At 62.9% G+C, this 26,335-nt stretch carries 24 protein-coding genes; 12 read left to right on the forward strand and 12 right to left on the reverse strand.

Annotation, left to right across the window (positions count from 1 at the left end; genetic code table 11):
• Nucleotides 1-38 precede the first annotated feature (38 nt).
• The 3 genes from AC2CGW_RS04465 to AC2CGW_RS04475 all read left to right on the forward strand — a co-directional run bounded on the left by AC2CGW_RS04465 (nt 39) and on the right by AC2CGW_RS04475 (nt 1,248).
• Nucleotides 39-518: an Lrp/AsnC family transcriptional regulator gene (locus AC2CGW_RS04465; RefSeq protein ID WP_186718757.1), complete on the forward strand. Its 480-nt coding sequence runs from the start codon at nt 39-41 to the stop codon at nt 516-518.
• 167 nt (nt 519-685) lie between these two features.
• Nucleotides 686-1,006, forward strand: coding sequence for an S-type pyocin (locus AC2CGW_RS04470; RefSeq protein ID WP_197891824.1), 321 nt, complete (start codon nt 686-688; stop codon nt 1,004-1,006).
• A complete protein-coding gene (locus AC2CGW_RS04475; RefSeq protein WP_484573586.1) occupies nt 1,003-1,248 on the forward strand; it encodes a bacteriocin immunity protein in 246 nt (81 codons plus the stop codon). The genes AC2CGW_RS04470 and AC2CGW_RS04475 overlap by 4 nt, the downstream gene beginning before the upstream one ends.
• A 61-nt stretch (nt 1,249-1,309) precedes the next feature.
• Here the strand turns inward: AC2CGW_RS04475 and cysN are convergent, their stop codons facing one another.
• The 3 genes from cysN to AC2CGW_RS04490 all read right to left on the reverse strand — a co-directional run bounded on the left by cysN (nt 1,310) and on the right by AC2CGW_RS04490 (nt 5,077).
• Nucleotides 1,310-3,211 (reverse strand): sulfate adenylyltransferase subunit CysN, encoded by a 1,902-nt coding sequence (gene cysN, locus AC2CGW_RS04480; protein ID WP_186711346.1) that lies wholly within the window; start codon nt 3,209-3,211, stop codon nt 1,310-1,312.
• Nucleotides 3,212-3,226: 15 nt separating this feature from the next.
• Nucleotides 3,227-4,144: a sulfate adenylyltransferase subunit CysD gene (gene cysD / locus AC2CGW_RS04485; RefSeq protein ID WP_186668093.1), complete on the reverse strand. Its 918-nt coding sequence runs from the start codon at nt 4,142-4,144 to the stop codon at nt 3,227-3,229.
• A gap of 174 nt (nt 4,145-4,318) precedes the next feature.
• Nucleotides 4,319-5,077, reverse strand: a complete 759-nt coding sequence (locus AC2CGW_RS04490; RefSeq protein ID WP_186668101.1) for a Nif3-like dinuclear metal center hexameric protein — start codon at nt 5,075-5,077, stop codon at nt 4,319-4,321.
• Between the two features lie 207 nt (nt 5,078-5,284).
• Between AC2CGW_RS04490 and algW the strand changes: the two genes are divergently transcribed.
• Entirely contained in the window at nt 5,285-6,445 is a 1,161-nt protein-coding gene (gene algW / locus AC2CGW_RS04495; RefSeq protein ID WP_186668103.1) for a Do family serine endopeptidase AlgW, read from the forward strand.
• Between the two features lie 35 nt (nt 6,446-6,480).
• On the opposite strand, the gene AC2CGW_RS04500 is transcribed toward algW, so the two are convergent.
• The 4 genes from AC2CGW_RS04500 to AC2CGW_RS04515 form a co-directional block, all read right to left on the reverse strand.
• The gene (locus AC2CGW_RS04500) at nt 6,481-7,245 is read right to left on the reverse strand and encodes an amino acid ABC transporter ATP-binding protein (protein ID WP_054893975.1); all 765 of its coding nucleotides are present in this window, start codon (nt 7,243-7,245) and stop codon (nt 6,481-6,483) included.
• A gap of 10 nt (nt 7,246-7,255) precedes the next feature.
• A complete protein-coding gene (locus AC2CGW_RS04505) occupies nt 7,256-8,353 on the reverse strand; it encodes an amino acid ABC transporter permease (protein WP_186668105.1) in 1,098 nt (365 codons plus the stop codon).
• Between the two features lie 10 nt (nt 8,354-8,363).
• Nucleotides 8,364-9,542: an amino acid ABC transporter permease gene (locus tag AC2CGW_RS04510; protein ID WP_484573587.1), complete on the reverse strand. Its 1,179-nt coding sequence runs from the start codon at nt 9,540-9,542 to the stop codon at nt 8,364-8,366.
• Between the two features lie 67 nt (nt 9,543-9,609).
• Nucleotides 9,610-10,638 (reverse strand): amino acid ABC transporter substrate-binding protein, encoded by a 1,029-nt coding sequence (locus AC2CGW_RS04515; RefSeq protein WP_411383196.1) that lies wholly within the window; start codon nt 10,636-10,638, stop codon nt 9,610-9,612.
• 335 nt (nt 10,639-10,973) lie between these two features.
• Here AC2CGW_RS04515 and AC2CGW_RS04520 point away from each other — a divergent pair, with 335 nt between their 5' ends.
• Together AC2CGW_RS04520 and rhlB are read left to right on the forward strand one after the other, a co-directional pair.
• Nucleotides 10,974-11,630, forward strand: coding sequence for an alpha/beta hydrolase (locus AC2CGW_RS04520; protein ID WP_411383197.1), 657 nt, complete (start codon nt 10,974-10,976; stop codon nt 11,628-11,630).
• A gap of 114 nt (nt 11,631-11,744) precedes the next feature.
• The gene (rhlB, locus tag AC2CGW_RS04525; protein WP_186711889.1) at nt 11,745-13,205 is read left to right on the forward strand and encodes an ATP-dependent RNA helicase RhlB; all 1,461 of its coding nucleotides are present in this window, start codon (nt 11,745-11,747) and stop codon (nt 13,203-13,205) included.
• 132 nt (nt 13,206-13,337) lie between these two features.
• Here the strand turns inward: rhlB and moaE are convergent, their stop codons facing one another.
• From moaE to AC2CGW_RS04550, 5 genes are all read right to left on the reverse strand, one after another.
• Complete coding sequence (moaE, locus tag AC2CGW_RS04530; RefSeq protein ID WP_186711201.1) at nt 13,338-13,784, reverse strand: molybdopterin synthase catalytic subunit MoaE; 447 nt, start codon at nt 13,782-13,784, stop codon at nt 13,338-13,340.
• 2 nt (nt 13,785-13,786) lie between these two features.
• Complete coding sequence (locus tag AC2CGW_RS04535; RefSeq protein ID WP_186711200.1) at nt 13,787-14,032, reverse strand: MoaD/ThiS family protein; 246 nt, start codon at nt 14,030-14,032, stop codon at nt 13,787-13,789.
• Complete coding sequence (moaC, locus tag AC2CGW_RS04540) at nt 14,032-14,502, reverse strand: cyclic pyranopterin monophosphate synthase MoaC (RefSeq protein ID WP_186668118.1); 471 nt, start codon at nt 14,500-14,502, stop codon at nt 14,032-14,034. The genes AC2CGW_RS04535 and moaC overlap by 1 nt, the downstream gene beginning before the upstream one ends.
• A gap of 150 nt (nt 14,503-14,652) precedes the next feature.
• A complete protein-coding gene (locus AC2CGW_RS04545; protein ID WP_186668120.1) occupies nt 14,653-16,047 on the reverse strand; it encodes a PhoH family protein in 1,395 nt (464 codons plus the stop codon).
• A 292-nt stretch (nt 16,048-16,339) separates the two neighbouring features.
• Nucleotides 16,340-17,467 carry a polysaccharide deacetylase family protein gene (locus tag AC2CGW_RS04550; RefSeq protein WP_186718748.1) on the reverse strand — a complete coding sequence of 376 codons (1,128 nt, stop codon included), beginning with the start codon at nt 17,465-17,467 and terminating at the stop codon, nt 16,340-16,342.
• A 135-nt stretch (nt 17,468-17,602) separates the two neighbouring features.
• On the opposite strand from AC2CGW_RS04550, the gene yaaA reads away from it, so the two are divergent.
• The 6 genes from yaaA (at nt 17,603) to AC2CGW_RS04580 (ending at nt 26,331) form a co-directional block, all read left to right on the forward strand.
• Nucleotides 17,603-18,382 (forward strand): peroxide stress protein YaaA, encoded by a 780-nt coding sequence (yaaA, locus tag AC2CGW_RS04555; protein WP_063546032.1) that lies wholly within the window; start codon nt 17,603-17,605, stop codon nt 18,380-18,382.
• An 876-nt stretch (nt 18,383-19,258) separates the two neighbouring features.
• A complete protein-coding gene (locus tag AC2CGW_RS04560) occupies nt 19,259-20,575 on the forward strand; it encodes a nucleotide sugar dehydrogenase (protein WP_065864153.1) in 1,317 nt (438 codons plus the stop codon).
• A 62-nt stretch (nt 20,576-20,637) separates the two neighbouring features.
• On the forward strand, nt 20,638-22,119 hold the full coding sequence (locus tag AC2CGW_RS04565) for a glycosyltransferase family 2 protein (RefSeq protein ID WP_411383200.1): 1,482 nt from the start codon (nt 20,638-20,640) through the stop codon (nt 22,117-22,119).
• Nucleotides 22,120-22,155: 36 nt separating this feature from the next.
• Entirely contained in the window at nt 22,156-23,322 is a 1,167-nt protein-coding gene (locus AC2CGW_RS04570; RefSeq protein ID WP_484573588.1) for a PilZ domain-containing protein, read from the forward strand.
• Nucleotides 23,323-23,335: 13 nt separating this feature from the next.
• Nucleotides 23,336-24,856, forward strand: a complete 1,521-nt coding sequence (gene algK / locus AC2CGW_RS04575) for an alginate biosynthesis TPR repeat lipoprotein AlgK (protein WP_484573589.1) — start codon at nt 23,336-23,338, stop codon at nt 24,854-24,856.
• Nucleotides 24,853-26,331: an alginate export family protein gene (locus AC2CGW_RS04580; RefSeq protein WP_186668128.1), complete on the forward strand. Its 1,479-nt coding sequence runs from the start codon at nt 24,853-24,855 to the stop codon at nt 26,329-26,331. The genes algK and AC2CGW_RS04580 overlap by 4 nt, the downstream gene beginning before the upstream one ends.
• Nucleotides 26,332-26,335: the final 4 nt, after the last annotated feature.

A 26,335-nucleotide genomic window follows, 5' to 3' on the forward strand; every position in this document is an offset into this window, starting at 1 on the left:
GAACAAAAACAACAATCAGACCGAAAAAAGGGCACACCATGCCAGCCCCTCTGGACCGAACCGACCGCGCCCTGCTCGGCGCCCTGCAGGACAACGCCCGCCTCACCGTCGCCGAACTCGCCGACCAGGTTGCCCTGACCACTTCGCCTTGCTGGCGGCGGGTCAAGCTGCTGGAAGAAGGCGGCTATATCACCGGCTACCAGGCCATCCTTTCGCCCAAGTCTCTGGGCTTTGGCGTCACAGCGTTCGTCAGCATCATGATGGAATCGCACAACAAGGACGCTGCCCGCGCCTTCGAGAAGCGCCTGATGGAAATCCCGGAAATCGTCGCCTGCCACAACATCTCGGGGCGCTATGACTTTCTCCTGGAGGTCCTCGCGCGGGACCTGGAGTCTTTCGGCGAATTCGCCCGCGAAGTGCTGCAGACACTGCCCGGGGTGAAGGAGATCTATTCGAGTTTTTCGTACAAGGCGGTGAAGGAAAGGCGGGTGATTCCGGTGGGGGAGAAGCATATCTAGGCGTCTTGCACAGGGTGCCAGCCCTGGACGACACCAGTAGCGGAGTTTTCTGACTCGGCACAAGAAAACAACCCGCGCAGAACTCGGCAATCGGAATCTATTCCCTGGCTGACCAAGCGTTGATCATGGGGCACCTCACCCTGTCGTGCACAAGGAGCCCGAACGACATGGCCACACCCATCCCCACCCACATCGCCCAAAAGCTCGCCGGGCAACATTTCACAAGCTTCGACCAGTTCTCCAGCACCTTCTGGATGACCATCGCCGAAGACCCGGTACTCTCGAAGCAATTTGTCGAATCGCAATTGAACCGAATCAAGAAAGGCTGGGCACCTCGCGCGCCCTTCGGAGAAACGGCCAGAGGCTTGCGCTCCTACCAGATCTGCCATCTTTTGCCACCAGCGCTCAGCGCAGTGGTGTACGACATGGACAACATGCGAATCATGAGCGCCCTGCAATATGCGCTGTCCTCGGAGGTCGAGGAATGATCACCTTCAGGCAGCAGTTGAGCGACTACGCACCTGACGAGTTCGAATCATTGGTCGAAGTGCTGATCACCGCACAAGGTTCGGCAAGTTTCCAGGATGGGTTGCTGGAGCACTTCATCGACATCACCGCTCACCCGAAGGGGTCAGACCTCATCTATCACCCTGAATCAGGCACAAGCGAGTCGGCGAACAGCATTGTTCAAAAGGTGATGACGTGGCGGCAGGACAATGGGCTGGCCTGAACGGGTCTGGCCCTCAACAGAAAACCCCGCCGAAGCGGGGTTTCTGGTGCAGCATCGGGCGTCAGATCGCGCCGCGCTGGCGCAGCACATCCAGCACTTGCTTCACACCTTCCTCGACGCTGGTGCTCTGGGTGTCGATCACCAGGTCAGCATCCAGCGGCACGTCGAACGGGAAGCTTTCGCCCGGGATGTTGTCGCCACCGGCGGCATACAGGCCCTGTGGGTCACGCTCGCGGCACGCCAGCGGCGAAGCCTGGACGTAGACGGTCACCAGGCGTTCCTTGCCGATCAGCGCCTTGGCCTGCTCGCGGCCTTCGGCATCCGGGGCGACGAAGGCGGCCAGGGTCAGCAGGCCGGCTTCGTTGAACTGACGCGCCACGTGAGCGGCACGACGCCAGTTCTCGGTGCGACCGGCGCGATCCTGCGGCAAGCCCTTGTTCAGGTCATGGCGCAGGTTCTGGCCGTCGAGCACATAGACCGCACGGCCCATGTCGAACAGCTTGCGCTCCACGGCATAGGCCAGGGTGCTCTTGCCGGCGCCCGACAGGCCACTGAACAGCACGGTGGCCGGCTGCTGGCCGAAGCGCAGGGCGCGCTCCTCGGTGGAGACGTGGGCGAGCTTGCCATGCTGGCCAGTGCTGCCGTGCGGCAGCACCGGCGGGGCGATGATCATGCCGGCGCCCACGGTGCCGTTGGTCAGGCGATCGATGACGATGAACGCACCGGTGGTGCGGTTGCTGTCGTAGCCGTCCAGGGCAATGGCGGCGTCCAGCGACACCTTGACCCGGCCGATCTCGTTCAGTTGCAGCGCGCTGGCGGCGCCCTGCTCCAGGGTGTTCACATCGACCTTGTGGGTAATGCTGGCAATCGAGCCCGGCACGTAGCTGGTGGCGCGCTTGATGTCGTACTTCTTGCCCGGAAGCATCGGCTCCTCGGCCATCCACACCAGCATGGCGTCGAACTGGTCGGCCACCTGCGGGACATTGTCGGCATGCACCAGCAGGTCACCACGGGAGATGTCGATCTCGTCTTCCATGGTCAGGGTCACGGCCTGGCCTGGGCCTGCGTTCTCCAGCTCGCCCTCGTAGGTGACGATGGACTTGACCCGGCTGCTCTTGCCCGACGGCAGCACCACAATGTCGTCGCCCTTGTGCACCACGCCACTGGCGATGGTGCCGGCGAAGCCACGGAAGTTCAGGTTCGGACGATTGACGTACTGCACCGGGAAACGCAGATCGGTGACGTTGCGGTCAGCCGAAACCTCGACGGTCTCGAGGATCTCCATCAGCGCCGGGCCCGTGTACCACGGCGAGCGCTCGCTGCGGTTGACCACGTTGTCACCCTTGAGCGCCGACATCGGCACGAAGTGCAGGCTCGACGGCTTCAGGTCGATGGCGTCGGCGAACTTCAGGTAGTCGGCCTTGATCGACTCGAAGACTTGCTCGTCAAAGCCTTTGAGGTCCATCTTGTTGATCGCGACGACGATGTGCTTGATGCCCAGCAACGAGGCGATATAGCTGTGGCGGCGGGTCTGGGTCTGCACGCCGTAGCGGGCATCGACCAGGATGATCGCCAGGTCGCAGGTCGAGGCGCCGGTGGCCATGTTGCGGGTGTACTGCTCGTGGCCCGGGGTGTCGGCGATGATGAACTTGCGCTTGGCGGTGGAGAAGTAGCGGTAGGCGACATCGATGGTGATGCCCTGCTCGCGCTCGGCCTGCAGGCCATCGACCAGCAGCGCCAGGTCGACTTCCTCGCCCGTGGTACCGGACTTCTTCGAGTCACGGGTGATGGCCTCGAGGTGGTCCTCGTAGATCATCTTGGAGTCGTGCAGCAGGCGCCCGATCAGGGTGCTCTTGCCGTCATCCACGTTGCCGCAGGTGAGGAAACGCAGCAGTTCTTTGCGCTCGTGCTGAGCCAGATAAGCGAGGATGTCTTCGCTGATCAAATCGGATTGGTGCGACATGGAGTAACCCTGAAGTTAGAAGTAGCCCTGACGTTTCTTGTCTTCCATGGAGCCGGCGCCATCGTGGTCGATGACTCGGCCCTGACGCTCGGAAGTACGCGTCAGAAGCATTTCCTGAATGATGTCGGTCAGCGTTTCGGCTTCGGACTCGACAGCGCCCGTCAACGGGTAGCAGCCCAGGGTACGGAAACGCACCTTCTTCTTGACGATACGTGCCTTTTCCTCGGCGCTGAGGTGCTCGAGGATGCGATCGTCGTCGATCATGATCAGGGTGCCGTTCTTCTCGATGACTTCACGCTCGGCAGCGAAGTACAGCGGCACGATCGGGATGCCTTCGAGGTAGATGTACTGCCAGATGTCCAGCTCGGTCCAGTTCGACAGCGGGAAGACGCGGATCGACTCGCCCTTGTTGACCTTGCCGTTGTAGACGTTCCACAGCTCCGGACGCTGGTTCTTCGGGTCCCAGCGGTGCTTGCTGTCGCGGAACGAGTAGACGCGCTCCTTGGCCCGCGACTTCTCTTCATCGCGGCGCGCGCCACCGAAGGCGGCGTCGAAACCATGCTTGTCGAGCGCCTGCTTCAGGCCCTGGGTCTTCATGATGTCGGTGTGCTTGGAGCTACCGTGGGTGAAGGGGTTGATCCCTTGCGCCACACCCTCGGGGTTGACGTGGGTGATCAGCTCCAGCCCCATTTCCTCGACCATCTTGTCGCGGAAGCGGTACATCTCCTGGAATTTCCACTGGGTGTCGACGTGCATCACCGGGAACGGCAGCTTGCCCGGGAAGAAGGCCTTGCGCGCCAGGTGCAGCATCACGGCGGAGTCCTTGCCGATCGAGTACAGCATCACCGGGTTGTCGAACTCGGCGGCCACCTCGCGGATGATGTGGATGCTCTCCGCCTCCAGCTGTTTCAAGTGCGTCAGTTTGTCGACCATGGCTACTCACGAAAAACGATCTTATGGACGGCCAGCGGGCCGTGTTCGAGCGAGCCACTTTATCACAGCGCCTGATTCTATTTAGGAGGGCTGCTAGATCGAAACGGTCTAATGATATGACTGGGGGTTTGAGGACCCTGTCGCGGGCTGAGCCTGCTACAGGGCCCCGCCCGACTAGATTGGATTCGGGCAATCGATGAACAGGTGCTCCAGGGCAAAGCGCTTGGCCAGGTAGTCGCCCAGCGCCTGCACCCCGTAGCGTTCGGTGGCATGGTGCCCCGCAGCGATGAAGCTGATGCCGTTCTCGCGCGCACTGTGGTAGGTCTGCTCGGAGGCCTCTCCGCTGATGAACAGGTCGACACCCGCGGCGATGGCGTTGTCGATATAGCCCTGGCCGCCACCGGTGCACCACCCCACCCGGCGAATCGTCCCCTCGCCCTCGACTACGAGCGGCTCGCGGCCCATGACTTCGCGCACGCGGCGGGCGAAATCGCCGGCCGACATGGGCTCGGCGAGGGAGCCGATCAGGCCGACCACTCGAGGGTTTTCGGGATCGAGCGGGCCTTCGACGGTGATGTCGAGCTGGCGCGCCAGCTGCACGTTATTGCCCACCTCAGGGTGCACGTCCAGCGGCAGGTGGAACGCCAGGAGGCTGATGTCATGCTTGAGCAGGGTCTTGATGCGCCGCTGCTTGATCCCGGTGATGCATGGGCTCTCGCCCTTCCAGAAGTAGCCGTGGTGGACCAGCACCAGGTCGGCCTCGGCTTCGACTGCAGCGTCGAGCAAGGCCTGGCTGGCCGTGACGCCCGTGACGATACGGCTGACCTGCGGACGCCCCTCGACCTGCAGGCCGTTGGGGCAATAATCCTGGATCTTGGCACTGGACAGGTAGCGCTCGGCTTCCTCGACCAGGGTGCTCAGGGCGACGGCCATGGAAAAATCTCCTTGTAATTCGGTGCTTCAACGGGCGCCAGGCCTCGTATACTGAGCGCCATTATGGGCCGTCGCCGGGTTCGGGGAAACCGGCGCCCCGACTTGTCCGCGAAGGCTGCACCGCAATCCATACCATCGCCGATCACCGAGGTGTATGATCGCGCGCGTTTGCACCACGGCCCTCGCCCTATTTCCAGGATTCATTCGATGCTCAAGGCTTTGCGTTACTTTGGCTGGCCCCTGCTCACCGGTGTACTGATCGCCGCACTGATCATCCAGCGTTTCCCGGAATGGGTCGGCCTGCCCAGCCAGGACGTCAACCTGCAACAGGCACCGCAGACTTCGCGGATCATGCAGGGCCCGGTCAGCTATGCCGACGCCGTCACCCTGGCGGCGCCCGCCGTCGCCAACCTGTACACCACCAAAGTGGTCAACAAGAGCGCCCATCCGCTGTTCGAAGACCCGCAGTTCCGCCGTTTCTTCGGCGACAACCTGCCCAAGCAGCGACGCTGGGAATCGAGCCTGGGCTCGGCGGTGATCATGAGCCCCGAAGGCTACCTGCTGACCAACAACCACGTGACCAGTGGTGCCGACCAGATCGTGGTAGCGCTCAAGGATGGCCGCGAGACCCTGGCCCGGGTCATCGGCAGCGACCCGGAAACCGACCTCGCGGTGCTGAAGATCGACCTTAAGAACCTGCCCGCCATCACCATCGGCCGCTCCGACAACATCCACATCGGCGATGTCTGCCTGGCCATCGGCAACCCCTTCGGTGTCGGCCAGACCGTGACCATGGGCATCATCAGCGCCACCGGCCGCAACCAGCTGGGGCTGAACAACTACGAAGACTTCATCCAGACCGACGCGGCCATCAACCCGGGCAACTCCGGCGGTGCGCTGGTCGACGCCAACGGCAATCTGATCGGCATCAACACCGCGATCTTCTCCAAATCCGGTGGTTCGCAGGGCATCGGTTTCGCCATTCCCGCCAAGTTGGCGCTGGAGGTGATGAAGTCGATCGTCGAACATGGCCAGGTGATTCGAGGCTGGCTGGGCATCGAGGTGCAGCCATTGAGCGAGGAATTGGCCGAGTCGTTCGGCATGCAGGGGCGTCCGGGTATCGTGGTCGCCGGCATTTTCCGCGACGGCCCGGCCCAGCGTGCGGGGCTGCAACTGGGTGACGTAATCATGAGCATCAATGGCGAGCCGGCCGGCGATGGTCGCAAGTCGATGAACCAGGTCGCGCGGATCAAACCGAGCGAGAAGATCAGCATCGAAGTGATGCGCAATGGCAAGCAACTGAAGCTGATTGCCGAGGTGGGCCTGCGGCCGCCACCAGCGCCGGTGGCGACCAAAGAAGAAAAGTAACAGCAACATGGGGCCGCTTTGCGGCCCCAGTCATATCAGTGCAGGATCTGGCTCAGGAACAACTTGGTCCGGTCACTGCGCGGCCGGTCGAAGAAGTCATCCGGCGAGGCCTGCTCGACGATCTCCCCCTTGTCCATGAAGATCACCCGGTTCGCCACGGTGCGGGCAAAGCCCATCTCGTGGGTCACGCAGAGCATGGTCATGCCGTCTTCTGCCAGGCCGACCATGGTGTCGAGCACTTCCTTGACCATCTCCGGATCGAGTGCCGACGTCGGCTCGTCGAACAGCATGATCTTGGGCTTCATGCACAGCGCGCGGGCAATGGCCACACGTTGCTGCTGGCCACCGGACAACTGCCCCGGGAACTTGTGCGCCTGCTCTGGAATACGCACACGCTCCAGGTAATGCATGGCGATTTCCTCGGCCTTGCGCTTGGGCATCTTGCGTACCCACATCGGTGCCAGGGTGCAGTTCTCGAGGATGGTCAGGTGCGGGAACAGGTTGAAGTGCTGGAACACCATGCCGACTTCACGGCGGATCGCCTCGATCTGCTTGAGGTCGTTGGTCAACTCGACGCCATCGACGACGATGCGCCCCTGCTGGTGCTCTTCCAGCCGGTTCAGGCAACGGATGGTGGTGGACTTGCCCGAGCCGGACGGCCCGCACAGGACGATGCGCTCGCCCTGGCGTACGTTCAGGTTGATATCCTTGAGCACATGGAACTGGCCATACCACTTGTTCACGCCCTGCATCTGGATGATGCCTTCGGGGCCGGCGGGCTGCTTGATCGCTTCACTCATTTCGAAACTCCTAACGCTTGTGGCCAGTGTCCAGCTTGCGCTCCAGGTGCATGGAGTAGCGGGACATACCGAAACAGAAAATCCAGTAGACCAGGGCCGCGAATACGTAGCCCTCGGTCGCCATGCCAAGCCAGGCAGGGTCTGCCGTGGCTTGCCGGGTGCTGTTGAGCAGATCGAACAGGCCGATGATGATCACCAGGCTCGTGTCCTTGAACAGCGCGATGAAGGTGTTGACGATGCCGGGGATCACCAGCTTCAGGGCTTGCGGCAAGATCACCAGGCCCATGGCACGCCAATAGCCCAGCCCCATCGCCGCGGCTGCCTCGTACTGCCCCTTGGGAATCGCCTGCAGGCCGCCGCGAACCACCTCGGCGATGTAGGCCGACTCGAACAGGATCACGAAGATCATCGCCCGCAGCAGCTTGTCGAAGCTCGTGCCCTCGGGCATGAACAGCGGCAGCATCACCGACGACATGAACAGCACGGTAATCAGTGGAATGCCGCGCCAGAACTCGATGAAGGTCACCGAGACCGCCTTGACCACCGGCATACTCGAACGCCGACCGAGGGCCAGCAGAATGCCCAACGGCAAGGCCGCTGCGATGCCCACGGTGGCAATGACCAGGGTCAGCATCAGCCCGCCCCATTGCGAGGTCGGCACCAGCGTCAGGCCGAAGCTGCCGCCGTGCAACAGCAGGTAGGCGAGGATCGGATACAGCACCAGATAACCAATACCGTAGGGCACCTTGCGCGGGAAGCGGCGGATGAACAGCGGTGCCGCGGCGATCACGCCCAGCCACACGGTCAGGTCGACCCGCCAGCGCAACTCGCTCGGGTAATAGCCGTACATGAACTGGCCGATGCGTTGCTGGATGAACACCCAGCAAGCGCCGTCCTTGGTGCAGTCGGCGCGGGTCGTGCCCGTCCAGTTGGCGTCCAGGAACGCCCACTGCAACAGTGCTGGCACGATCAGCCAGACCAGGTAGACCGCGAACAGGGTCAGCAGCGTATTGATCCAGCTGGAAAACAGGTTGGCGCGCATCCACGCCAGCACGCCGACGGTCTTCACCGGTGGCGGCATATCGGGTTTGAAAACATGGGAAGTCATGCGCCTGTCCTCACCGCTCGATCAGCGCAATGCGCTTGTTGTACCAGTTCATCAGCAACGAGATGCTGATGCTGATCGTCAGATACACACCCATGGTGATCGCCATGACCTCGACCGACTGGCCGGTCTGGTTCAGCACCGTACCGGCAAACAGCGACACCAGTTCCGGATAGCCGATGACCGCCGCGAGCGACGAGTTCTTCGTCAGGTTCAGGTATTGGCTGGTCAGCGGCGGGATGATCACCCGCATCGCCTGCGGAATGATCACCTTGCGCAAGGTCGGACCTTCGCGCAGGCCCAGCGAACGGGCGGCTTCGGTCTGGCCATGGCTGACCGAGCGGATACCGGCGCGCACGATTTCGGCAATGAAGGCGGCGGTGTAGATCGACAGCGCCAGGGTCAGCGCGAGGAATTCGGGAATCAGCACCCAACCGCCGACGAAGTTGAAACCTTTGAGCTGCGGCACTTCCCACTGCAGCGGGTTGCCGAACAGCAACACGCAGACGCCGGGAATGCCAAAGAGCAGCGCCAGCCCCACCCAGAACTTGTGGAACGGCTGACCGGTTTCATCGAAGCGTTTGTTGGCGTAGCGCACCATCAGGGCGATTGCCACGACCGCCAGCAGCAGCGCCACGACGAACGGCCAGAAAGCTTCGCCGATGGAAGCGCCCGGCATGTTCACGCCACGGCTGCTGATGAAGAACAGGTCATCGATATTGATGCTGCCCCGTGGCCCCGGCAGCGCGGTGAATACCGCGAAGTACCAGAACAGGATCTGCAGCAGCGGTGGAATGTTACGGAAGGTCTCGACATACACCGCCGCCAGCTTGCTGATCACCCAGTTCGAGGATAACCGGGCAACGCCGACGACGAAGCCAAGCACGGTGGCGATGATGATGCCGATGACGCTTGCCAGCAGGGTATTGAGCAGGCCGACCAGCAACACCCGTGCATAGGTGTCGGCTTCGGTGTAGCCGATCAGGTGCTGGGCGATGCCGAAACCGGCACTGCGCTCGAGAAAGTCGAAGCCCGAGGTAATCCCTCGGTGCTGCATGTTGGTCTGGGTGTTGTGGATGAGGTACCAGCCCAGGCCGATCACGGCCACGACCGTGATGATCTGGAACAGCCACGCGCGCACACGTGGATCGCTCAGGGATAACCCTTTCCGTGCGCCGATATGATTTTGCATGAAATGCCCCGAAAAGAAGGGAGTCGAACGACCCGCGACGGCCGGATGCCGTCGCGGGGGGCAGCCATCAGCGCACAGGCGGTGCGTACTGGATGCCGCCGTTGTTCCACAGGGCATTCAGGCCGCGGTCGATTTCCAGCGGGGTGCTCTTGCCCAGGTTCTTCTCGAACACTTCACCGTAGTTGCCCACTTGCTTGACGATCTGCACCACCCAGTCCTTGGGCAGCTTCAGGTCCTTGCCGTACTCGCCGTCGGCACCCAGCAGGCGAGCGACGTCGGGGTTCTTGGTGGATTTGGCTTCGGCCTCGACGTTCTTCGAGGTCACGCCTGCTTCTTCTGCGTTGAGCATGGCGTAGAGGGTCCACTTGACGATGCTGAACCACTCTTCGTCGCCTTTACGCACGACCGGGCCCAGGGGCTCCTTGGAAATGGTTTCCGGCAGCACCACGTACTCGGTCGGGGCAGCCAGCTTGGAGCGCTGTGCGTAGAGCTGCGACTTGTCGGAAGTCAGCACGTCGCAACGACCGGATTCCAGCGACTTGGCGCTCTCGTCGGAGGTGTCGAAGGTGATCGGGGTGTACTTCAGGCCATTGGCGCGGAAGTAGTCGGAGACGTTCAGCTCGGTGGTGGTACCGGCCTGGATGCAGATGGTCGCGCCATCGAGTTCCTTGGCGCTGGAAACGCCCAGCTTCTTGTTCACCAGGAAGCCTACGCCGTCGTAATAGGTGACACCGGCGAACACCAGGCCCATGCCAGCGTCACGCGAGCTGGTCCAGGTGGTGTTGCGCGACAGTACGTCGACTTCGCCGGACTGCAGCGCGGTGAAGCGCTCCTTGGCGTTGAGCTGGCTGAACTTGACCTTGGTGGCGTCGCCGAACACGGCGGCAGCCACGGCGCGGCAGACGTCGGCGTCGATGCCGACGATCTTGCCCTGGGCGTCAGGGACGGAGAAGCCCGGGAGGCCGTCGCTCACGCCACACTGGACGAAGCCCTTCTTCTGTACCGCATCGAGCGTAGCGCCAGCCTGGGCGGCGCCCACGGTGCCCAGGGTGGCGGCAGCGGTCAGGACTGCCAGCGTGGTTTTCAACATCTTCATCAACAACCTCCAAATGCTCTTGTTGTACCGAGCCGGAATTGCACCGCACCCTTATGAGGCGCATCCGACCCTTGTTGGCTTGTTTTTGGGTCAATTGGCGCAATGGGCTGTTCTGTGACAGCCTTCCATCCACGTGGGCGGGTGTTACCGTTCAGGCCCCCGTCCATCGCATCGGTACGAACGTAGCAAAGCGCGTACCATAGTTACCGCCTTAAGCGTTTAAGCATGCGTCAAGGGGTAAAGTTGTAGAGTTGCGACATCTTTTTATGGCACTAACCACCAGCGCCTTCTTTTTACGCACTCAATAAGTTCTTACGCACTTTTTCGGAGCAGTCATGACCAACCCGCTGATTCTCGAACCCCAGAAGACCGCCGACGCCTGTGTGATCTGGTTGCACGGCCTGGGAGCCGACCGTTACGACTTCCTACCGGTGGCCGAATTCATGCAGGAACGTCTGCCAAGTACCCGTTTCATCATGCCCCAGGCGCCAACCCGCCCCGTCACCATCAACGGCGGCTATGCCATGCCGAGCTGGTACGACATCAAGGCCATGACCCCGGCCCGGGCTATCGACGAGACGCAGCTTGAAGAATCGGCCGACCAGGTCATCGCGCTGATCAAGGCCGAACAGGCCAAGGGCATCAATCTGTCGCGGATCATCCTCGCCGGTTTTTCCCAGGGCGGCGCCGTGGTGCTGCACACCGCCTATATAAAGTGGCAGGAAGCGCTGGGCGGGGTGATCGCCCTGTCCACCTACGCCCCGACCTTCAACGAAGGCCATCAGCTCAGCGCCTGCCAGCAACGCACCCCGGCCCTGTGCCTGCACGGTGTGCACGATCCGGTGGTGATCCCGTCGATGGGCCGTACGGCCTTCGAGTATCTGAACACCTGGGGCGTCGCCGCACGCTGGCACGAATACCCCATGGAACACGAAGTGGTGGTCGAGGAACTGAGCGATATCCACGACTGGCTGGCCAAGCGCCTGCAGTAATCCGACGAGCGCCTGTAGCCACTGGCGCATTGCACTACAGCGAATACTACGCCGAGCCTGAATCTTGCATTACACTGCCCGGCGTACATTCCTTAACCAGTTGACGAGACGACCGTGCTCAAGGCACTCAAGAAAATATTCGGCAAGGGAGACGCCGCCCCGCAGGCCGTCGCGCCCGCTGCCCCCGTGATTGCACCCACGCCTCAGCCCGCACCGGCCCGGCCCCCGAAACCGTCAAGAGCGAAGTCCGCGCCGCGCAGCCAGCCCGAACCTGTGGCCAAGGCCGAAGCCGCGCCTGCCGAGCAGCCGCCCCGGGAAAAGCCCCGCCGCGAGCGCAAGCCCAAACCCCAGGCCAGCCTGTGGAAGCCCGAGGACTTCGTGGTCGAGCCCCAGGAAGGCAAGACTCGCTTCCATGACTTCAAGCTCTCCAACGAGCTGATGCACGCCATCCACGACCTGGGCTTCCCCTACTGCACGCCGATCCAGGCCCAGGTCCTGGGTTACACCCTGCGTGGCCAGGACGCCATCGGCCGGGCCCAGACCGGCACCGGCAAGACCGCCGCGTTCCTGATCTCGATCATCTCGCAGCTGCAGCAGACTCCGCCGCCCAAGGAGCGCTACATGGGCGAGCCGCGTGCGCTGATCATCGCCCCGACCCGCGAACTGGTGGTGCAGATCGCCAAGGACGCCGAGGCCCTGACCAAGTACAGCGGGCTGAACGTGATGAGCTTCGTCGGCGGCATGGAGTACGACAAACAGCTCAAGGCCCTGGAAAAGCGCTACTGCGACATCCTGGTCGCGACCCCGGGCCGCCTGCTGGACTTCCAGCAACGCGGCGAAGTGCACCTGGACATGGTCGAGGTGATGGTGCTGGACGAAGCCGACCGCATGCTCGACATGGGCTTCATCCCGCAGGTACGCCAGATCATCCGCCAGACCCCGCCCAAGAGCGAACGCCAGACCCTGCTGTTCTCCGCCACCTTCACCGACGACGTCATGAACCTGGCCAAGCAGTGGACCACTGACCCGGCCATCGTCGAGATCGAGCCGGAGAACGTTGCCAGCGAGACGGTCGAGCAGCACGTCTACGCCGTGGCGGGCAGCGACAAGTACAAGCTGCTGTACAACCTGGTCACGCAGAACAAGTGGGAACGGGTGATGGTCTTCGCCAACCGCAAGGACGAGGTGCGGCGCATCGAGGAAAAGCTGGTGCGCGACGGCATCAATGCCGCCCAGCTGTCGGGCGATGTGCCGCAGCACAAGCGCATCCGCACCCTGGAAAGCTTCCGCGAAGGGCGCATCACCGTGCTGGTGGCCACCGACGTGGCCGGGCGTGGGATCCATATCGACGGCATCAGCCACGTGATCAACTTCACCCTGCCGGAAGACCCGGACGACTACGTGCACCGCATCGGCCGTACCGGGCGTGCAGGCACCAGCGGTGTGTCGATCAGCTTCGCCGGCGAGGATGACTCCTACCAGTTGCCGGCGATCGAGGAACTGCTGGGGCGCAAGATCAAGTGCGAGATGCCGCCGGATGAATTGCTCACGGCAGTGCCGCGCAAGCATCACTGATCGGTGCTGGATTCTTCGCGGGCAAGCCCGCTCCCACAGGCCTGAAGACAGCGGGGCACCTGTGGGAGCGGCGGTGCGGCGACCCGACTTGCCCGCGAACCGGGGCAACGCCCCGGCCATCAAACAGAGGTTCTACCAGCGCCCGGCAGCCTCCTGGTCACTCTGCTTGCCTTCGACCCACCTCGGCCCTTCCTGAGTGTTCTCCTTCTTCCAGAACGGCGCCCGGGTCTTCAAGTAATCCATGATGAAGTTGCAGGCATCGAACGCGGCCTGCCGATGCGCGCTGGCAACCCCCACGAACACGATCGGCTCACCCGGCTCCAGCGCCCCGATGCGGTGCAGCACCTCGACCTTGAGCAAGGGCCAGCGCTGCTCGGCCTCGACCAGGATCTTGGCCAGGGCCTTCTCGGTCATGCCCGGGTAGTGCTCGAGAAACATCCCCGCCACCTCGCGACCGTCGTTGAAGTCGCGCACATAACCGACGAACCCGACCACCGCGCCCACGCCCACATTGGCAGCGTGCATGGCATTGACTTCGGCACCGGGGTCGAACGCCGCCTGCTGTACCCGTACGCCCATGCTCAACCTCCGGTCACCGGCGGGAAGAAGGCGAGCTCATCGCCGTCCTCGACCGGTTCATCGAGCCTGCACAGCTCTTCGTTGCGCGCGCACATCAGGTTCTGCTCGGCCAATACGGCGTAAACGCCGCCTTTGGCCACCAGCGCCTGGCGCACATCGTCGAGCACCTTGAAATCCCCTTCCAGGCGCTCGGCATCGACGCCAAGCACCTCACGGTAACGGGCAAAATAGAGGGCCTTGATCTTCATCACCCCTCCACCTTGTAGTGGCCGCTCTTGCCGCCGACCTTCTCCAGCAGGCGCACCTGCTCGATTATCATGCCCTTGTCCACGGCCTTGCACATGTCGTAGATCGTCAGCGCCGCGACGCTGGCAGCGGTCAGCGCCTCCATCTCCACACCGGTTTGCCCGGCCAGCTTGCAGCGGGCAACGATATGCACCACATCTTCGCCTTCGCCAGCCAGCTCCACCTTGACGCTGGTGAGCATCAGCGGATGGCACAGCGGGATCAGGTCGCTGGTCTTCTTCGCCGCCTGAATGCCAGCGATGCGCGCCACGGCGAACACGTCACCCTTGGGGTGCTCGCCATCGACGATCATCCGCAAGGTCTGCGGCAACATGCGCACCCGCGCTTCGGCGATCGCCTCGCGTGCGGTCACGGCCTTTTCAGTGACGTCGACCATGTTGGCGCGCCCCTGGGAATCGAGATGAGTCAGCACTGCTCTGCTCCTGTGAAGGGAAAGCAGAGTGTAAACCTGTGGGTCAGGTTTGCGCAGGGGAATGTGTCGGCAGCTTCGGCCTCATCACTGGGCTTGCCCGCCCCCACAACCGTGTGGAAGCGGGCTTGCCTGCGAATGAGCCAGCCGGGCCTACAGATGCGACTCGGCGTACTCGGCCAGCACCGAGCGCGGCACACCCTGCAAGGTGATGTGCACGCCATGGGGGAAGTCCTTGAAGCGCTCGGTCAGGTAGGTCAGGCCCGAGCTGGTCGCGGACAGGTAGGGGGTGTCGATCTGCGCCAGGTTGCCCAGGCAGACCACCTTGGAGCCAGAGCCTGCACGGGTGATGATGGTCTTCATCTGGTGCGGGGTGAGGTTCTGGCATTCGTCGATCAGGATCAGGCTCTGCTGGAAGCTGCGCCCACGGATGTAGTTCAGCGACTTGAACTGCAACGGCACCCGTTCGAGGATGTACTCGACACTGCCGTGGGTGCTTTCGTCATCCATGTGCAACGCCTCGAGGTTGTCGGTGATGGCGCCCAGCCAGGGCTCCATCTTCTCCGCCTCGGTGCCCGGCAGGAAGCCGATCTCCTGGTCCAGCCCCTGCACGCTGCGGGTGGCGATGATACGCCGGTAGCGCTTGCTGACCATGGTCTGCTCGATGGCAGCGGCCAAGGCCAGGATGGTTTTGCCCGAACCGGCCGCGCCGGTGAGATTGACCAGGTGGATGTCCGGATCGAGCAGGGCGAACAGCGCCAGGCTCTGGTGGATGTCGCGGGGCTTGAGACCCCAGGCTTCCTGATGCAGCAGCGGCTCCTGGTGCAGGTCGAGCAACAGCAATTCGTTCTCGCGAATGCCCTTGATCCAACCAACGAAGCCTTGCTCGTCGATGATGAACTCATTGACGTGCACGGCCGGCAAGTTATCGATCAGTTGTACGCGATGCCAGGTACGGCCCCGTTCCTGGCGGGTGTCGACCTTGCTGACCCGGTCCCAGAATGAGCCGGTGACCGAGTGGTAGCCCTTCGAGAGCAGGGACACATCATCGACCAGTTGGTCGGTGCTGTAGTCCTCGGCAGCGATGCCACAGGCACGCGCCTTCAGGCGCATGTTGATGTCTTTGGTGACCAGCACCACGTCCAGGTCAGCCCGCCTGGCGCGCAGCTCCAGCAGTTGGTTGATGATGATGTTGTCGTTGAGGTTCTCCGGCAGCAGCCGGTTGGGTTCGTTGCGCGGGCTCATCAGGATCGACAGGAAGCCCTTCGGCCCGCCCTTGCCACGCTGGATCGGCACCCCTTGTTCGACATCGGTGGGTGATGCATCGCCGAGGGTCTGGTCGATCAGGCGAATGGCCTGGCGACATTCGGCGGCGATGGATTGTTTACCGGTCTTGAGCTTGTCGAGTTCCTCCAGCACCGTCATCGGTATGGCGACGTGGTGCTCCTCGAAGTTGAGCAAAGCGTTGGGATCGTGAATCAGGACGTTGGTATCGAGCACATACAGGATTGGCTGGTTGGAGGAAGGGTTGCGTCCTTGGTCATCCATACTCGGTCACCTTATGTGAAAGCAGGACGGCACAGCTCGGCTGCACCGCAGAGTGACCGCCGTTCTCCCCGTATCCGCGTCGTTACGGGCGGGGAGCGCACCTGGCAAGGAGGGCCTGGATGACGCCACCTGTGCTGCAGGAATCGGCTGTCCGATTCCTTCATACCGCAAAAGGCGTGACGGAAAAAAGACTTTTTACGCTCCGGTGAAGTTTATTTTGCCGAATGACGATCCGCGCTTGGCGATAAGGTGACGGGGGACTACAGTCAGTGTTGGACTCTGGATTTCATGCCTAGCGTAGATGCGCATATTCCACGCAATCCTGCCACCCGATCCCGCTCTGCGCCGTGTGCTGCAACAGCCATTCCAGCGCCGGCTGTGCCTTGGGCAGGGTGTCGTGGAACTGAATCACACCCTTGCGCCATAGCAGCATCAAGGTCATCACCCGCTGGGCCGACTGCTCGGCATCCAGCGCGCTGTCGTCCTGGGCGTCGATGTCCCACAGTGACACCTGCAGCCCTTGCGCCGCCATGAACGCCTCGCCGTCGGCGCGGCGCTGCCCATAGGGCGGGCGGAACAGCGGCACGTACTGCTCGGGCATCAAACCCTGCACCTGCGCCTGGCTGCGCCGCAGGGAGTCCTGCCAGCCCTGCCACTGGGCGTGGGAGCGATACTCCCAGCCCTGAATCCCCACGCACTGCCCGGCGTAAAGCGCCGCGACATTCGCCCCCTGGGCCATGTCGCGGCGCTGCTGCACGCGGTTGCCCAGCACGAAGAAGGTGGCGCCCAGCTTTTGCCGGCGCAAGTAATCAGTGAGCAGATCCGTGTTGCTGCCGACCGGGCCGGGGCCGCCGACGAACGTCAGCAGGAACATCCGATCGTTGAGTTCATCGCCATTGCGCTCGCGGCTAGACAACCGCTCGATCTCGCTGCTGGTCTGTGGAAACAACGCTGCCTTGCGCAACTGTTCGTCGAGGTAGCGGACATTGAACTGATGACTGGGCTCGACCCACTGCTTGTAGAATTCGCCGACATCTGTAGCGAACGTAGCCGAACGCGTACGCAAATCCGCCATCGAGTCCAGCGGATAGCAGAACGAGGCATCCTGCTCGCAACTGAGCTGGGCCTGCTGGAAGTTTTCCCACAACCGCTGCCACATGCGCGCCCGCACCGAACGAATCACCGCCAGGTTGATCTGCCGCAACCCCAGGCGCGCCGCCAGGGCGCGCTCATCGAGCATCTCGCTTTCATGCAGCACCTGGGCGAAGGAGAGGATCTGTGCGCGCGATGCCACGTCGAACAGCACCGGGCTGTCGAGCTGCTCGGGCCAATGGCTGCGGTCGAAGCTGACGGAATTGGACGGGGCGGCCTGCACAGCCAGGCTGAACAACCCGGCCAGCACGGCGAAGGCAATGCGCACGATCGGTTCTCCCTAAACGGATGATGCGCACTATAGCGCCTGCCCCGGCGATGGTCTGTGACTATCGTCAGCATAGTTTGGCGTTGCCCTGCTGGCCCCGTAGAATCGTCGCCGACGATTTCAGGAGCCGACCCCATGCTGACGGTGATTTCCCCCGCCAAGACCCTCGACTACGACACCCCGCCGGTAACCCAGCGCCACACCCTGCCGCAGTACCTGGACGATTCGCAGACGTTGATCACCCAACTGCGCGAGCTGTCGCCGGCCCAGATCGCCGAGCTGATGCACCTGTCCGACAAGCTCGCCGGCCTCAATGCCGCGCGCTTCGGCAGTTGGACCCCAGACTTCACCCCCGCCAACGCCAAGCAGGCGCTGCTGGCGTTCAAGGGCGATGTGTACACGGGCCTGGACGCCGAAACCCTTGGCGAAGACGATTTCAGCTACGCCCAGCAACACCTGCGCATGCTCTCGGGCCTCTATGGGCTGCTGCGCCCACTGGACCTGATGCAGCCCTATCGCCTGGAAATGGGCACCAAGCTCGCCAACGCACGCGGCAAGGACCTCTACGCCTTCTGGGGCACGCGCATCAGCGAATGGCTGAACCAGGCCCTGGCCGAACAGGGCGATGACCTGCTGCTGAACCTGGCCAGCAACGAGTACTTCAGTGCCGTGAAGAAGAACGCCCTGAATGCGCGGGTGATCAACGTCGACTTCAAGGACCTGAAGAACGGCCAGTACAAGATCATCAGCTTCTACGCCAAGAAGGCCCGCGGCCTGATGAGCCGCTTCGTGATCCAGGAGCGCATCAACGATCCCGAGCAGCTCAAGCGCTTCGATGTGCAGGGGTACTACTACAGCGCCGAGCAATCGAAGCCTGACCACCTGGTGTTTCTGCGCGATCACCCGGCTGACTAGCCCTGGAGCTTGCAGGGGCAACTGTCTTGCTCAAAATCTAAAGGCCAGCCCAATCTCCCTGTGTAGCGGGCTTGCCCGCGAACACGGGCATAGCCCGTGCCAGGCACCGCGGTGTGCTTTTCGCGGGCAAGCCCGCTCCTACAGGTACCGCACCGCTGAAAGCCCCGCTCAAAAAGCCAAATTACTGGCGCCAAAAAATAGACGAACCCGAGCTTATCGCCAAACGCCATAAGACCGTTCGTAGTTTTTTGACGAATTTTGAAAAAATTTTTCCGATACTGGCATATAACCATCTCATCTTGATCTCGCCCTTTATATATAGGGGCGAAACCCATCCGTGCTATCAGATTGAAAGTATTTAGCGCTTAAAAAATATTTAGAAATCTTTCATCTGCCCTGCACTCACCCCGGAACTTCTCCCTTCGCAGATCGCTCATAGCACCCGTAACGAATCACGAGCGTGCAACGTGAGAGATGACTTACAGATGACAACTGGCAGGTACTCAATACCTGCACTGATAACTTCGACTACCGCCTCGGTATACCCGAGCGGCCTGTCCAAGCAGGAGAGACGCGCCCCTTACTAATCGTCCTAGTGGTTGATTTCAAAGGATTTATTCACTTGAAAAAACAAGCACAGCAGCGCACCCGATAACGCGTTGCAATAAAGACGGCTGCATCTCAGGGCACGCCTTTTAATAACTGGCCTTTTACTGCCAAGTTTGAGCGCACAACGGTTTGCGCTCCGGATTCATTCATGCCTGCGTTCGGTGAAGTGTCAATTCGCCATGGATCCGTGCGCCCGTATAAGCAGGTCAATCAACCCGGTCCGACTCTTCGAAAGAGTCGGCGTGATAAACACACGAGGTGAATACGATGCGTATCAGCATCTTTGGTTTGGGTTACGTGGGTGCCGTCTGTGCAGGTTGCCTGTCGGCAAGGGGCCATGAAGTGATTGGTGTGGACGTGTCCACCACCAAGATCGACCTGATCAACCAGGGCAAGTCGCCAATCGTCGAGCCGGGTCTGGAGCAACTCCTGCAGCAAGGCATCGCCAATGGTCGCCTGCGTGGCACCACCGACTTCGCCGAGGCGATCCGCGCCAGCGACGTGTCGATGATCTGCGTCGGCACCCCGAGCAAGAAGAACGGCGACCTGGGCCTGGAATACATCGAATCGGTGTGCCGCGAGATCGGCTATGTGCTGCGCGACACCACCCGCCGCCACACCATCGTGGTGCGCAGCACCGTGCTGCCAGGCACCGTGAAGAACGTGGTGATCCCGATCCTCGAGGACTGCTCGGGCAAGAAGGCCGGCGTCGATTTCGGCGTGGCGGTCAACCCCGAGTTCCTGCGCGAAAGTACCGCGATCAAGGACTACGACCAGCCTCCGATGACTGTCATCGGCGAACTGGACAGCGCCAGCGGCGACGTGCTGCAGGCGATCTACGAAGAGCTCGACGCCCCGATCATCCGCAAGCCGATCGAAGTGGCCGAAATGATCAAGTACACCTGCAACGTCTGGCACGCCACCAAGGTGACCTTCGCCAACGAGATCGGCAACATCGCCAAGGCGGTCGGCGTCGATGGTCGCGAAGTAATGGACGTGGTCTGCCAGGACAAGGCCCTGAACCTGTCGCAGTACTACATGCGCCCAGGCTTCGCCTTCGGCGGTTCGTGCCTGCCCAAGGACGTGCGCGCCCTCACCTATCGCGCTGCCAGCCTCGACGTGAAGGCGCCGCTGCTCGACTCGCTGATGCGCAGCAACGAGTCGCAGGTGCAGAACGCCTTCGACATCATCGAAAGCCACGACAAGCGCAAGATCGCCCTGCTCGGCCTGAGCTTCAAGGCCGGCACCGACGACCTGCGCGAAAGCCCGTTGGTGGAACTGGCCGAGCGCCTGATCGGCAAGGGCTACGAGCTGAACATCTACGACCAGAACGTCGAGTACGCCCGTGTCCACGGCGCCAACAAGGACTACATCGAGTCAAAGATCCCGCATGTCTCGTCGCTGCTCAACGCCGACTTCCAGCAGGTGGTCGATGGCGCCGACATCATCATCCTCGGCAACCGCGACGAGCAGTTCCGTGCCCTGGCCCAGCAGGCGCCGGAAGGCAAGCAGGTGATCGACCTGGTCGGCTTCATGAGCAAGCCCACCAGCACCCTCACCCGCACCGAAGGCATCTGCTGGTAAGCCAGCCCGACGCGGGGCCGGCCGGCCCCGCACTTCCCTGATTCTCGCGACGGATGCTGAACATGCAAAGGCTCCAGACAGTGCTGTTGCAGTGCGCCGGATGGCTGCTCTACATGAGCCTGCTCATGCTGATCGCCCTGGCCCTGCCCAGCGATATCTTCGATTCGCAATCGAAGCACTTCATCTTCCTGGTCGGCGCAGTCGGCATCTGGCGCTACTCCATGGGCGCCACCCATTTCATCCGCGGCATGATCTTCCTGTACCTGGTCTACCCCTACCTGCGCCGCAAGGTGCAGAAGCTGGGCAAGGCGGCCGACCCGTCGCACGTGTACCTGATGGTCACCAGCTTTCGCATCGATGCGCTGACCACCGCCCAGGTGTACAGCTCGGTGATCCGCGAAGCGATCGAATGCGGCTACCCGACCACCGTGGTCTGCTCGCTGGTGGAGAAGTCCGACGAGTTGCTGGTCAAGAGCCTGTGGGCCAAGTTCAACCCGCCCGAACACGTCGCCCTGGACTTCGTGCGCATCGCCGGTACCGGCAAGCGCGACGGCCTGGCCTACGGATTTCGCGCCATCTCGCGGATGCTGCCGGACGAAAACGCGGTGGTCGCGGTGATCGACGGCGACACCGTGCTGGCCGATGGCGTGGTACGCAAGACCGTGCCCTGGTTCAAGCTCTACCCCAATGTCGGTGGCCTGACCACCAACGAATTCTGCGAAGTGCGCGGCGGCTACATCATGAGCGAGTGGCACAAGCTGCGCTTCGCCCAGCGCCACATCAACATGTGCTCGATGGCGCTGTCCAAGCGCGTGCTGACCATGACCGGGCGCATGTCGATGTTCCGCGCAAGCGTGGTCACCAACCCTGAGTTCATCGCCGACGTCGAAAGCGACTCGCTGATGCACTGGCGCCTGGGCCGCTTCAAGTTCCTCACCGGCGACGACAAGTCGAGCTGGTTCAGCCTGATGCGCCTGGGCTACGACACCTTCTACGTGCCGGACGCGGCGATCAACACAGTCGAGCATCCGCCGGAGAAGAGCTTCGTCAAGGCCAGCCGCAAGCTGATGTACCGCTGGTACGGCAACAACCTGCGGCAGAACTCCCGTGCCCTGGGCCTGGGCCTCAAGCGCCTGGGGCTGTTCACCAGCATCGTGCTGCTCGACCAGCGTGTGTCGATGTGGACCAGCCTGCTGGGCCTGACCGTGGCGGTGATCGCCAGCTTCAAGTTCGGCCTGCAGTTCCTGCTGGTGTACCTGCTGTGGATCGGCATCACCCGCCTGATCCTCACCATCATGCTGCTGTGCTCGGGCCACAGCGTCGGCCCGGCCTACCCGCTGATCCTCTATTACAACCAGATCGTCGGCGCACTGATGAAGATCTACGTGTTCTTCCGCCTCGACAAGCAGTCCTGGACCCGCCAGCCGACTGCCCTGAAACGTGACCTCGCCAGCTTTCAACAATGGTTCAACACCTGGTCCTCTCGGACCATGACCTTCTCGGCCGCCAGCATCTTCGTCGCTGTGCTGTTCATGGTCGTGTGAGCCCAACCCGGATCGATCCAACAGGAACAAATCACCATGAATACCGCCGTGAACGTCAACGTCGTGCATGAGTCCGAAGCCCAGCGCCAGCACGCCCGGGTGCGCATCCCGGCCAAGCTGCGCTATCTGGACAGCGAGCGCCAGCCGCAGGATGTGAAGGTCGACGACCTCTCCGCCGGTGGTCTGTCGTTCCATGCCAAAAAAGCCCTTCCGGTCGGCGATGTCGTGCGTGGTCGCCTGCAGTTCGTGGTCGACAACCTGGGGCTGTCGATGGACATCGAGTTCCTGGTGCGCTCGAGCGATCCACAAAGCGGCCGCACCGGTGTCGAATTTCAGAACCTGGAACCGCGTGATATCGCGACCCTGCGCCACATCATCACCTCCCACCTGTCCGGTGAGCTGATCAGCGTCGGTGACGTGCTCAGTACCCTGCAGCGCGACAACTTCACCAAGGCGCGCAAGCAGAAGGATTCGGGCTCGGGCCTCAGCGCCTTCGGTCGCCTGCGTGCCGTCACCGTCACCCTGGGCGTGTTCGTGGTCGGCATCGCCGCCTTCGGCTTCGTCGCCAAGTCACTGTACGGCCTGTACTTCGTCAGCCACGCCGAGGCCGGCGTGGTCGCGGTACCGACCACCAACGTCACCATGCCCCGCGACGGCAGCATGCAGAGCCTGGTGGACAACGGTGCGCAGGTGGTCAAGGGCGCGCCGCTGGCGACCTTCAACACCAGCATGCTCGACCTGCTCAAGGGCCATCTGGACGACTCGCAAATGGAGCCTGCCAAGGTCGAGGAGCTGTTCGGCAAGCAGCTTTCCGGCACCCTCACCAGCCCCTGCGATTGCGTGGTCGCCCGCCAGCTGGTGGATGACGGCCAGTACGCCAGCAAGGGCCAGGCGGTTTACCAACTGATCCCGCGCACCACCAACCCGATGGTCGAGGCGCGCTTCAGCTATCGCCAGTTCGACGAGGTCAAGCCAGGTACCCGGGTCAACTTCCAGATCGCCGGCGAAGACAACGTGCGCACCGGTGTGATCGTTGGCAGCGCCAGCCTGGACAACGACAACCTGGCTTCGGACATTCGCGTGCAGATCAAGCCTGACGAGTCGCTGCCTGCAGAGCTGGCCGGCCGCCCGGCTTCGGTGAACAGCGACCGCGGTCCATCGCTGAACTGGCTGATCGACAAGGCCGTGGCCCGCGGGCTCTGAGGGGGATAGGACGATGACCCCGAACAATTACACCTGTGCCCCTGTGGGAGCGGGCTTGCCCGCGAAGGGGCCAGCAGGCACACCTTCATCGCAGCTCCCGGCCATTCGCGGGCAAGCCCGCTCCCACAAGGTTCTCGGGCTCTGCGTGCTGGCCATCACCCTGGCCGGCTGCGTCGGCCTGCCTGACCAGCGCCTGGCCAACGAGGCCCTCAAACGTGGCGACACCGCCACCGCCGAGGCCAATTACAAGGCACTCGCCGACCTGGGCTACAGCGACGCACAGGTGGGCCTGGCCGATATCCAGGTCGGCACCCGCGACCCGGCCCAGCTCAAGCAGGCCGAAGCCACCTACCGCGCCGCGGCCGCCTCCTCGCCACGTGCCCAGGCACGCCTGGGCCGCCTGCTGGTGGCCAAGCCCGACAGCACCCAGGCCGAACGCGAGGAGGCCGAAACCCTGCTCAAGCTCGCGGCCAGGCAAGGTGAGGGCAACACCCTGATCCCGCTGGCGATGCTCTACCTGCAGTACCCACAGAGCTTCCCGAACATCAATGCCCAGCAACAGATCGACCAATGGCGCGCCGCTGGCAACCCCGAGGCGGGCCTGGCCCAGGTGCTGCTGTACCGCACCCAAGGCACCTACGACCAGCACCTGGGCGAGGTGGAGAAGATCTGCAAGGCCGCGCTGAACACCACTGACATCTGCTACGTGGAGCTGGCCACGGTCTACCAGAAGCGCGCCCAACCCGACCAGCAGGCCGCCCTGCTCGACCAGCTCAAGGCCGCCTATGCCCGCAACGCGGTGCCTGCGACACGGGTCGACAGCGTCGCCCGCGTGCTCGCCGACCGCAGCCTCGGCCAGACCGACGAAAAAACCGCCAAGGACCTGCTCGAACACGTCGCCCCGGCCAACCCGGCATCCTGGGTCAGCCTTGCGCAACTGCTCTACGACTTCCCCGAACTGGGCGACACCGACCAGCTGATGGCCTACATCGACAAGGGCCGCGAAGCCGAGCAGCCCCGCGCCGAACTGCTGCTGGGCCGCCTCTACTACGAAGGCAAGAGCGTCCCGGCCGATGCCGTGAAGGCCGAGCAACACCTGCAGGCCGCCGCCGATGCCGGCGAAATCAGCGCCCACTACTACCTCGGCCAGCTCTACCGCCGCGGCTACCTGGGCCATGTCGAGCCGCAGAAGGCCGTCGACCATCTGCTCAGTGCCGCCCGTGGCGGCCAGCTCAGTGCCGACTACGCCCTGGCTCAGCTCTACAGCGAAGGCCACGGCATCCGCCAGAACACCGGCAACGCCTGGGTATTCGCCCAGCTCGCCCAGGTCAACCCGACGCCGCAGTCCAGCGAACTGCTGCAGCAACTCGACCAGCAACTCACGCCCGACCAGCGCAGCCAGGCCCAGCGCCTGCTGGAGCAGGAGAAAAAGGCGCGCGCCGGGATGCTCCAGGCCAGCAACAGCCCGCTGGCCCTGGACGCCCTGCAAGACGAGAAAGACGAGAAAGACGTAGACGCCGAGGACTCGCTATGACGCTCAATCCCTTCGTGAAAGCCGGCATCGGCCTGAGCTTCGCCCTGCTGTGGTCGCTGCCGACCCTGGCCGCGGAAACCGCAGTGAAGAACTTCGGCCTGGACGTGAAGATCACCGGCCAGTCCGAGGACGACCGTGACCTGGGCACCCGCTCCGGCGGCGACGTCAACGGCCTGGGCCTGGACCTGCGTCCCTGGGTGTACGGCGAGCGCGGCAATTGGAGCGCCTTCGCCATGGGCCAGGCGGTGACTGCCACCGACATCATCGAAACCGACACCCTGCGCCAGAACGACGACGGCACCGCCGTCGACACCGGCGACGACAGCCGCAAGCCCGACAAGAGCTACCTGGCCCTGCGCGAATTCTGGATCGGCTACAGCGGCTTCACGCCCTACCCCGGCGAACAGTTGCGCTTCGGCCGCCAGCGCCTGCGCAGCGACGACGGCATGTGGCGCGACACCAACATCGAGGCGCTGAACTGGAGCTTCGACACCACCCTGCTCAAAGCCGACCTCGGTGTCGCCCAACGCTTCAGCGAATACCGCACCGACCTCACTGAGCTGGCCCCCGAAGACAAGGACCGCACGCACCTCTACGGCAATATCGCCACGCAGTGGACACCCGGCCACTGGGTCGGCCTGCGCGCCCACCATACCCATGACAGCGGCAGCCTGAAGAACCCCGGCGAAACCGTCGATGCCCTCGACAAGACCCGCACCGGCGACCTCACCTGGCTGGGCCTTGAGGCCAACAGCGACGCCTACAACTGGCGCAACGACCACACCGTCAACTACTGGGGCAGCCTTACCTGGCTGACCGGCAATCGCGACAGCCTCAGCAGCCAGTTGGTGGGCGAAGACCAGATCGCCACCGGCAAACAGAGCGGCGACGTCAATGCCTGGGCCACCGACCTCGGTATCCGCCTGCGCCTCGACCCGCAGTGGCAGGTCGGCGCGGCCTACGCCCGTGGCAGCGGTGGTGGCGGCAGCGATGGCTCGAACAACTTCGAGCAGACCGGCCTTGAGAGCAACCGCTCCAACTTCACCGGCACCCGCTCGCGCGTGCACCGCTTCGGCGAGGCCTTCCGCGGCGAGCTGGGCAACCTGCAGGCCGCGACCCTGTTCGCCTCCTGGCAACTGCGCGACGACTACGACGCAAGCTTCATCTACCACAAGTTCTGGCGCGTCGATGGCAACCAGAACATCGGCTCCAGCGGCATCAATGCGGTGGTCAACGACGATGGCATCAACCGTCCGCTGATCAACGGCGAGAAGGACCTGGGCCAGGAGATGGACGTGGTGGTCACCAAGTACTTCAAGCAGGGCCTGCTGCCCGCCTCGCTGAGCCAGTCGATCGACGAGCCGTCGGCCCTGGTACGCCTGCGCGCCGGTGTGTTCAAGCCCGGCGATGCCTATGGCAAGGAAGCGGACTCGTACATGCACCGCGCCTTCGTCGACGTGATCTGGCGCTTCTGAGGCC

This window comes from Pseudomonas sp. SYWMCR5, from assembly GCF_057197165.1.

What these genes read in the sequence shown, in the direction of transcription:
- AC2CGW_RS04535 (WP_186711200.1), bottom strand. Translation starts at nt 14,032, where the DNA reads ATGAAGATCAAGGCCCTCTATTTTGCCCGTTACCGTGAGGTGCTTGGC.
- AC2CGW_RS04570 (WP_484573588.1), top strand. Translation starts at nt 22,156, where the DNA reads ATGAATACCGCCGTGAACGTCAACGTCGTGCATGAGTCCGAAGCCCAG.
- cysN (WP_186711346.1), bottom strand. Translation starts at nt 3,211, where the DNA reads ATGTCGCACCAATCCGATTTGATCAGCGAAGACATCCTCGCTTATCTG.
- AC2CGW_RS04490 (WP_186668101.1), bottom strand. Translation starts at nt 5,077, where the DNA reads ATGGCCGTCGCCCTGAGCACCCTGGTCGAGGAAGCCGAGCGCTACCTG.
- moaE (WP_186711201.1), bottom strand. Translation starts at nt 13,784, where the DNA reads ATGGGCGTACGGGTACAGCAGGCGGCGTTCGACCCCGGTGCCGAAGTC.
- AC2CGW_RS04465 (WP_186718757.1), top strand. Translation starts at nt 39, where the DNA reads ATGCCAGCCCCTCTGGACCGAACCGACCGCGCCCTGCTCGGCGCCCTG.
- AC2CGW_RS04475 (WP_484573586.1), top strand. Translation starts at nt 1,003, where the DNA reads ATGATCACCTTCAGGCAGCAGTTGAGCGACTACGCACCTGACGAGTTC.
- AC2CGW_RS04565 (WP_411383200.1), top strand. Translation starts at nt 20,638, where the DNA reads ATGCAAAGGCTCCAGACAGTGCTGTTGCAGTGCGCCGGATGGCTGCTC.
- algK (WP_484573589.1), top strand. Translation starts at nt 23,336, where the DNA reads ATGACCCCGAACAATTACACCTGTGCCCCTGTGGGAGCGGGCTTGCCC.
- AC2CGW_RS04510 (WP_484573587.1), bottom strand. Translation starts at nt 9,542, where the DNA reads ATGCAAAATCATATCGGCGCACGGAAAGGGTTATCCCTGAGCGATCCA.
- AC2CGW_RS04515 (WP_411383196.1), bottom strand. Translation starts at nt 10,638, where the DNA reads ATGAAGATGTTGAAAACCACGCTGGCAGTCCTGACCGCTGCCGCCACC.
- AC2CGW_RS04560 (WP_065864153.1), top strand. Translation starts at nt 19,259, where the DNA reads ATGCGTATCAGCATCTTTGGTTTGGGTTACGTGGGTGCCGTCTGTGCA.
- AC2CGW_RS04500 (WP_054893975.1), bottom strand. Translation starts at nt 7,245, where the DNA reads ATGAGTGAAGCGATCAAGCAGCCCGCCGGCCCCGAAGGCATCATCCAG.
- yaaA (WP_063546032.1), top strand. Translation starts at nt 17,603, where the DNA reads ATGCTGACGGTGATTTCCCCCGCCAAGACCCTCGACTACGACACCCCG.
- AC2CGW_RS04470 (WP_197891824.1), top strand. Translation starts at nt 686, where the DNA reads ATGGCCACACCCATCCCCACCCACATCGCCCAAAAGCTCGCCGGGCAA.
- cysD (WP_186668093.1), bottom strand. Translation starts at nt 4,144, where the DNA reads ATGGTCGACAAACTGACGCACTTGAAACAGCTGGAGGCGGAGAGCATC.
- algW (WP_186668103.1), top strand. Translation starts at nt 5,285, where the DNA reads ATGCTCAAGGCTTTGCGTTACTTTGGCTGGCCCCTGCTCACCGGTGTA.
- AC2CGW_RS04520 (WP_411383197.1), top strand. Translation starts at nt 10,974, where the DNA reads ATGACCAACCCGCTGATTCTCGAACCCCAGAAGACCGCCGACGCCTGT.
- AC2CGW_RS04505 (WP_186668105.1), bottom strand. Translation starts at nt 8,353, where the DNA reads ATGACTTCCCATGTTTTCAAACCCGATATGCCGCCACCGGTGAAGACC.
- AC2CGW_RS04580 (WP_186668128.1), top strand. Translation starts at nt 24,853, where the DNA reads ATGACGCTCAATCCCTTCGTGAAAGCCGGCATCGGCCTGAGCTTCGCC.
- AC2CGW_RS04545 (WP_186668120.1), bottom strand. Translation starts at nt 16,047, where the DNA reads ATGGATGACCAAGGACGCAACCCTTCCTCCAACCAGCCAATCCTGTAT.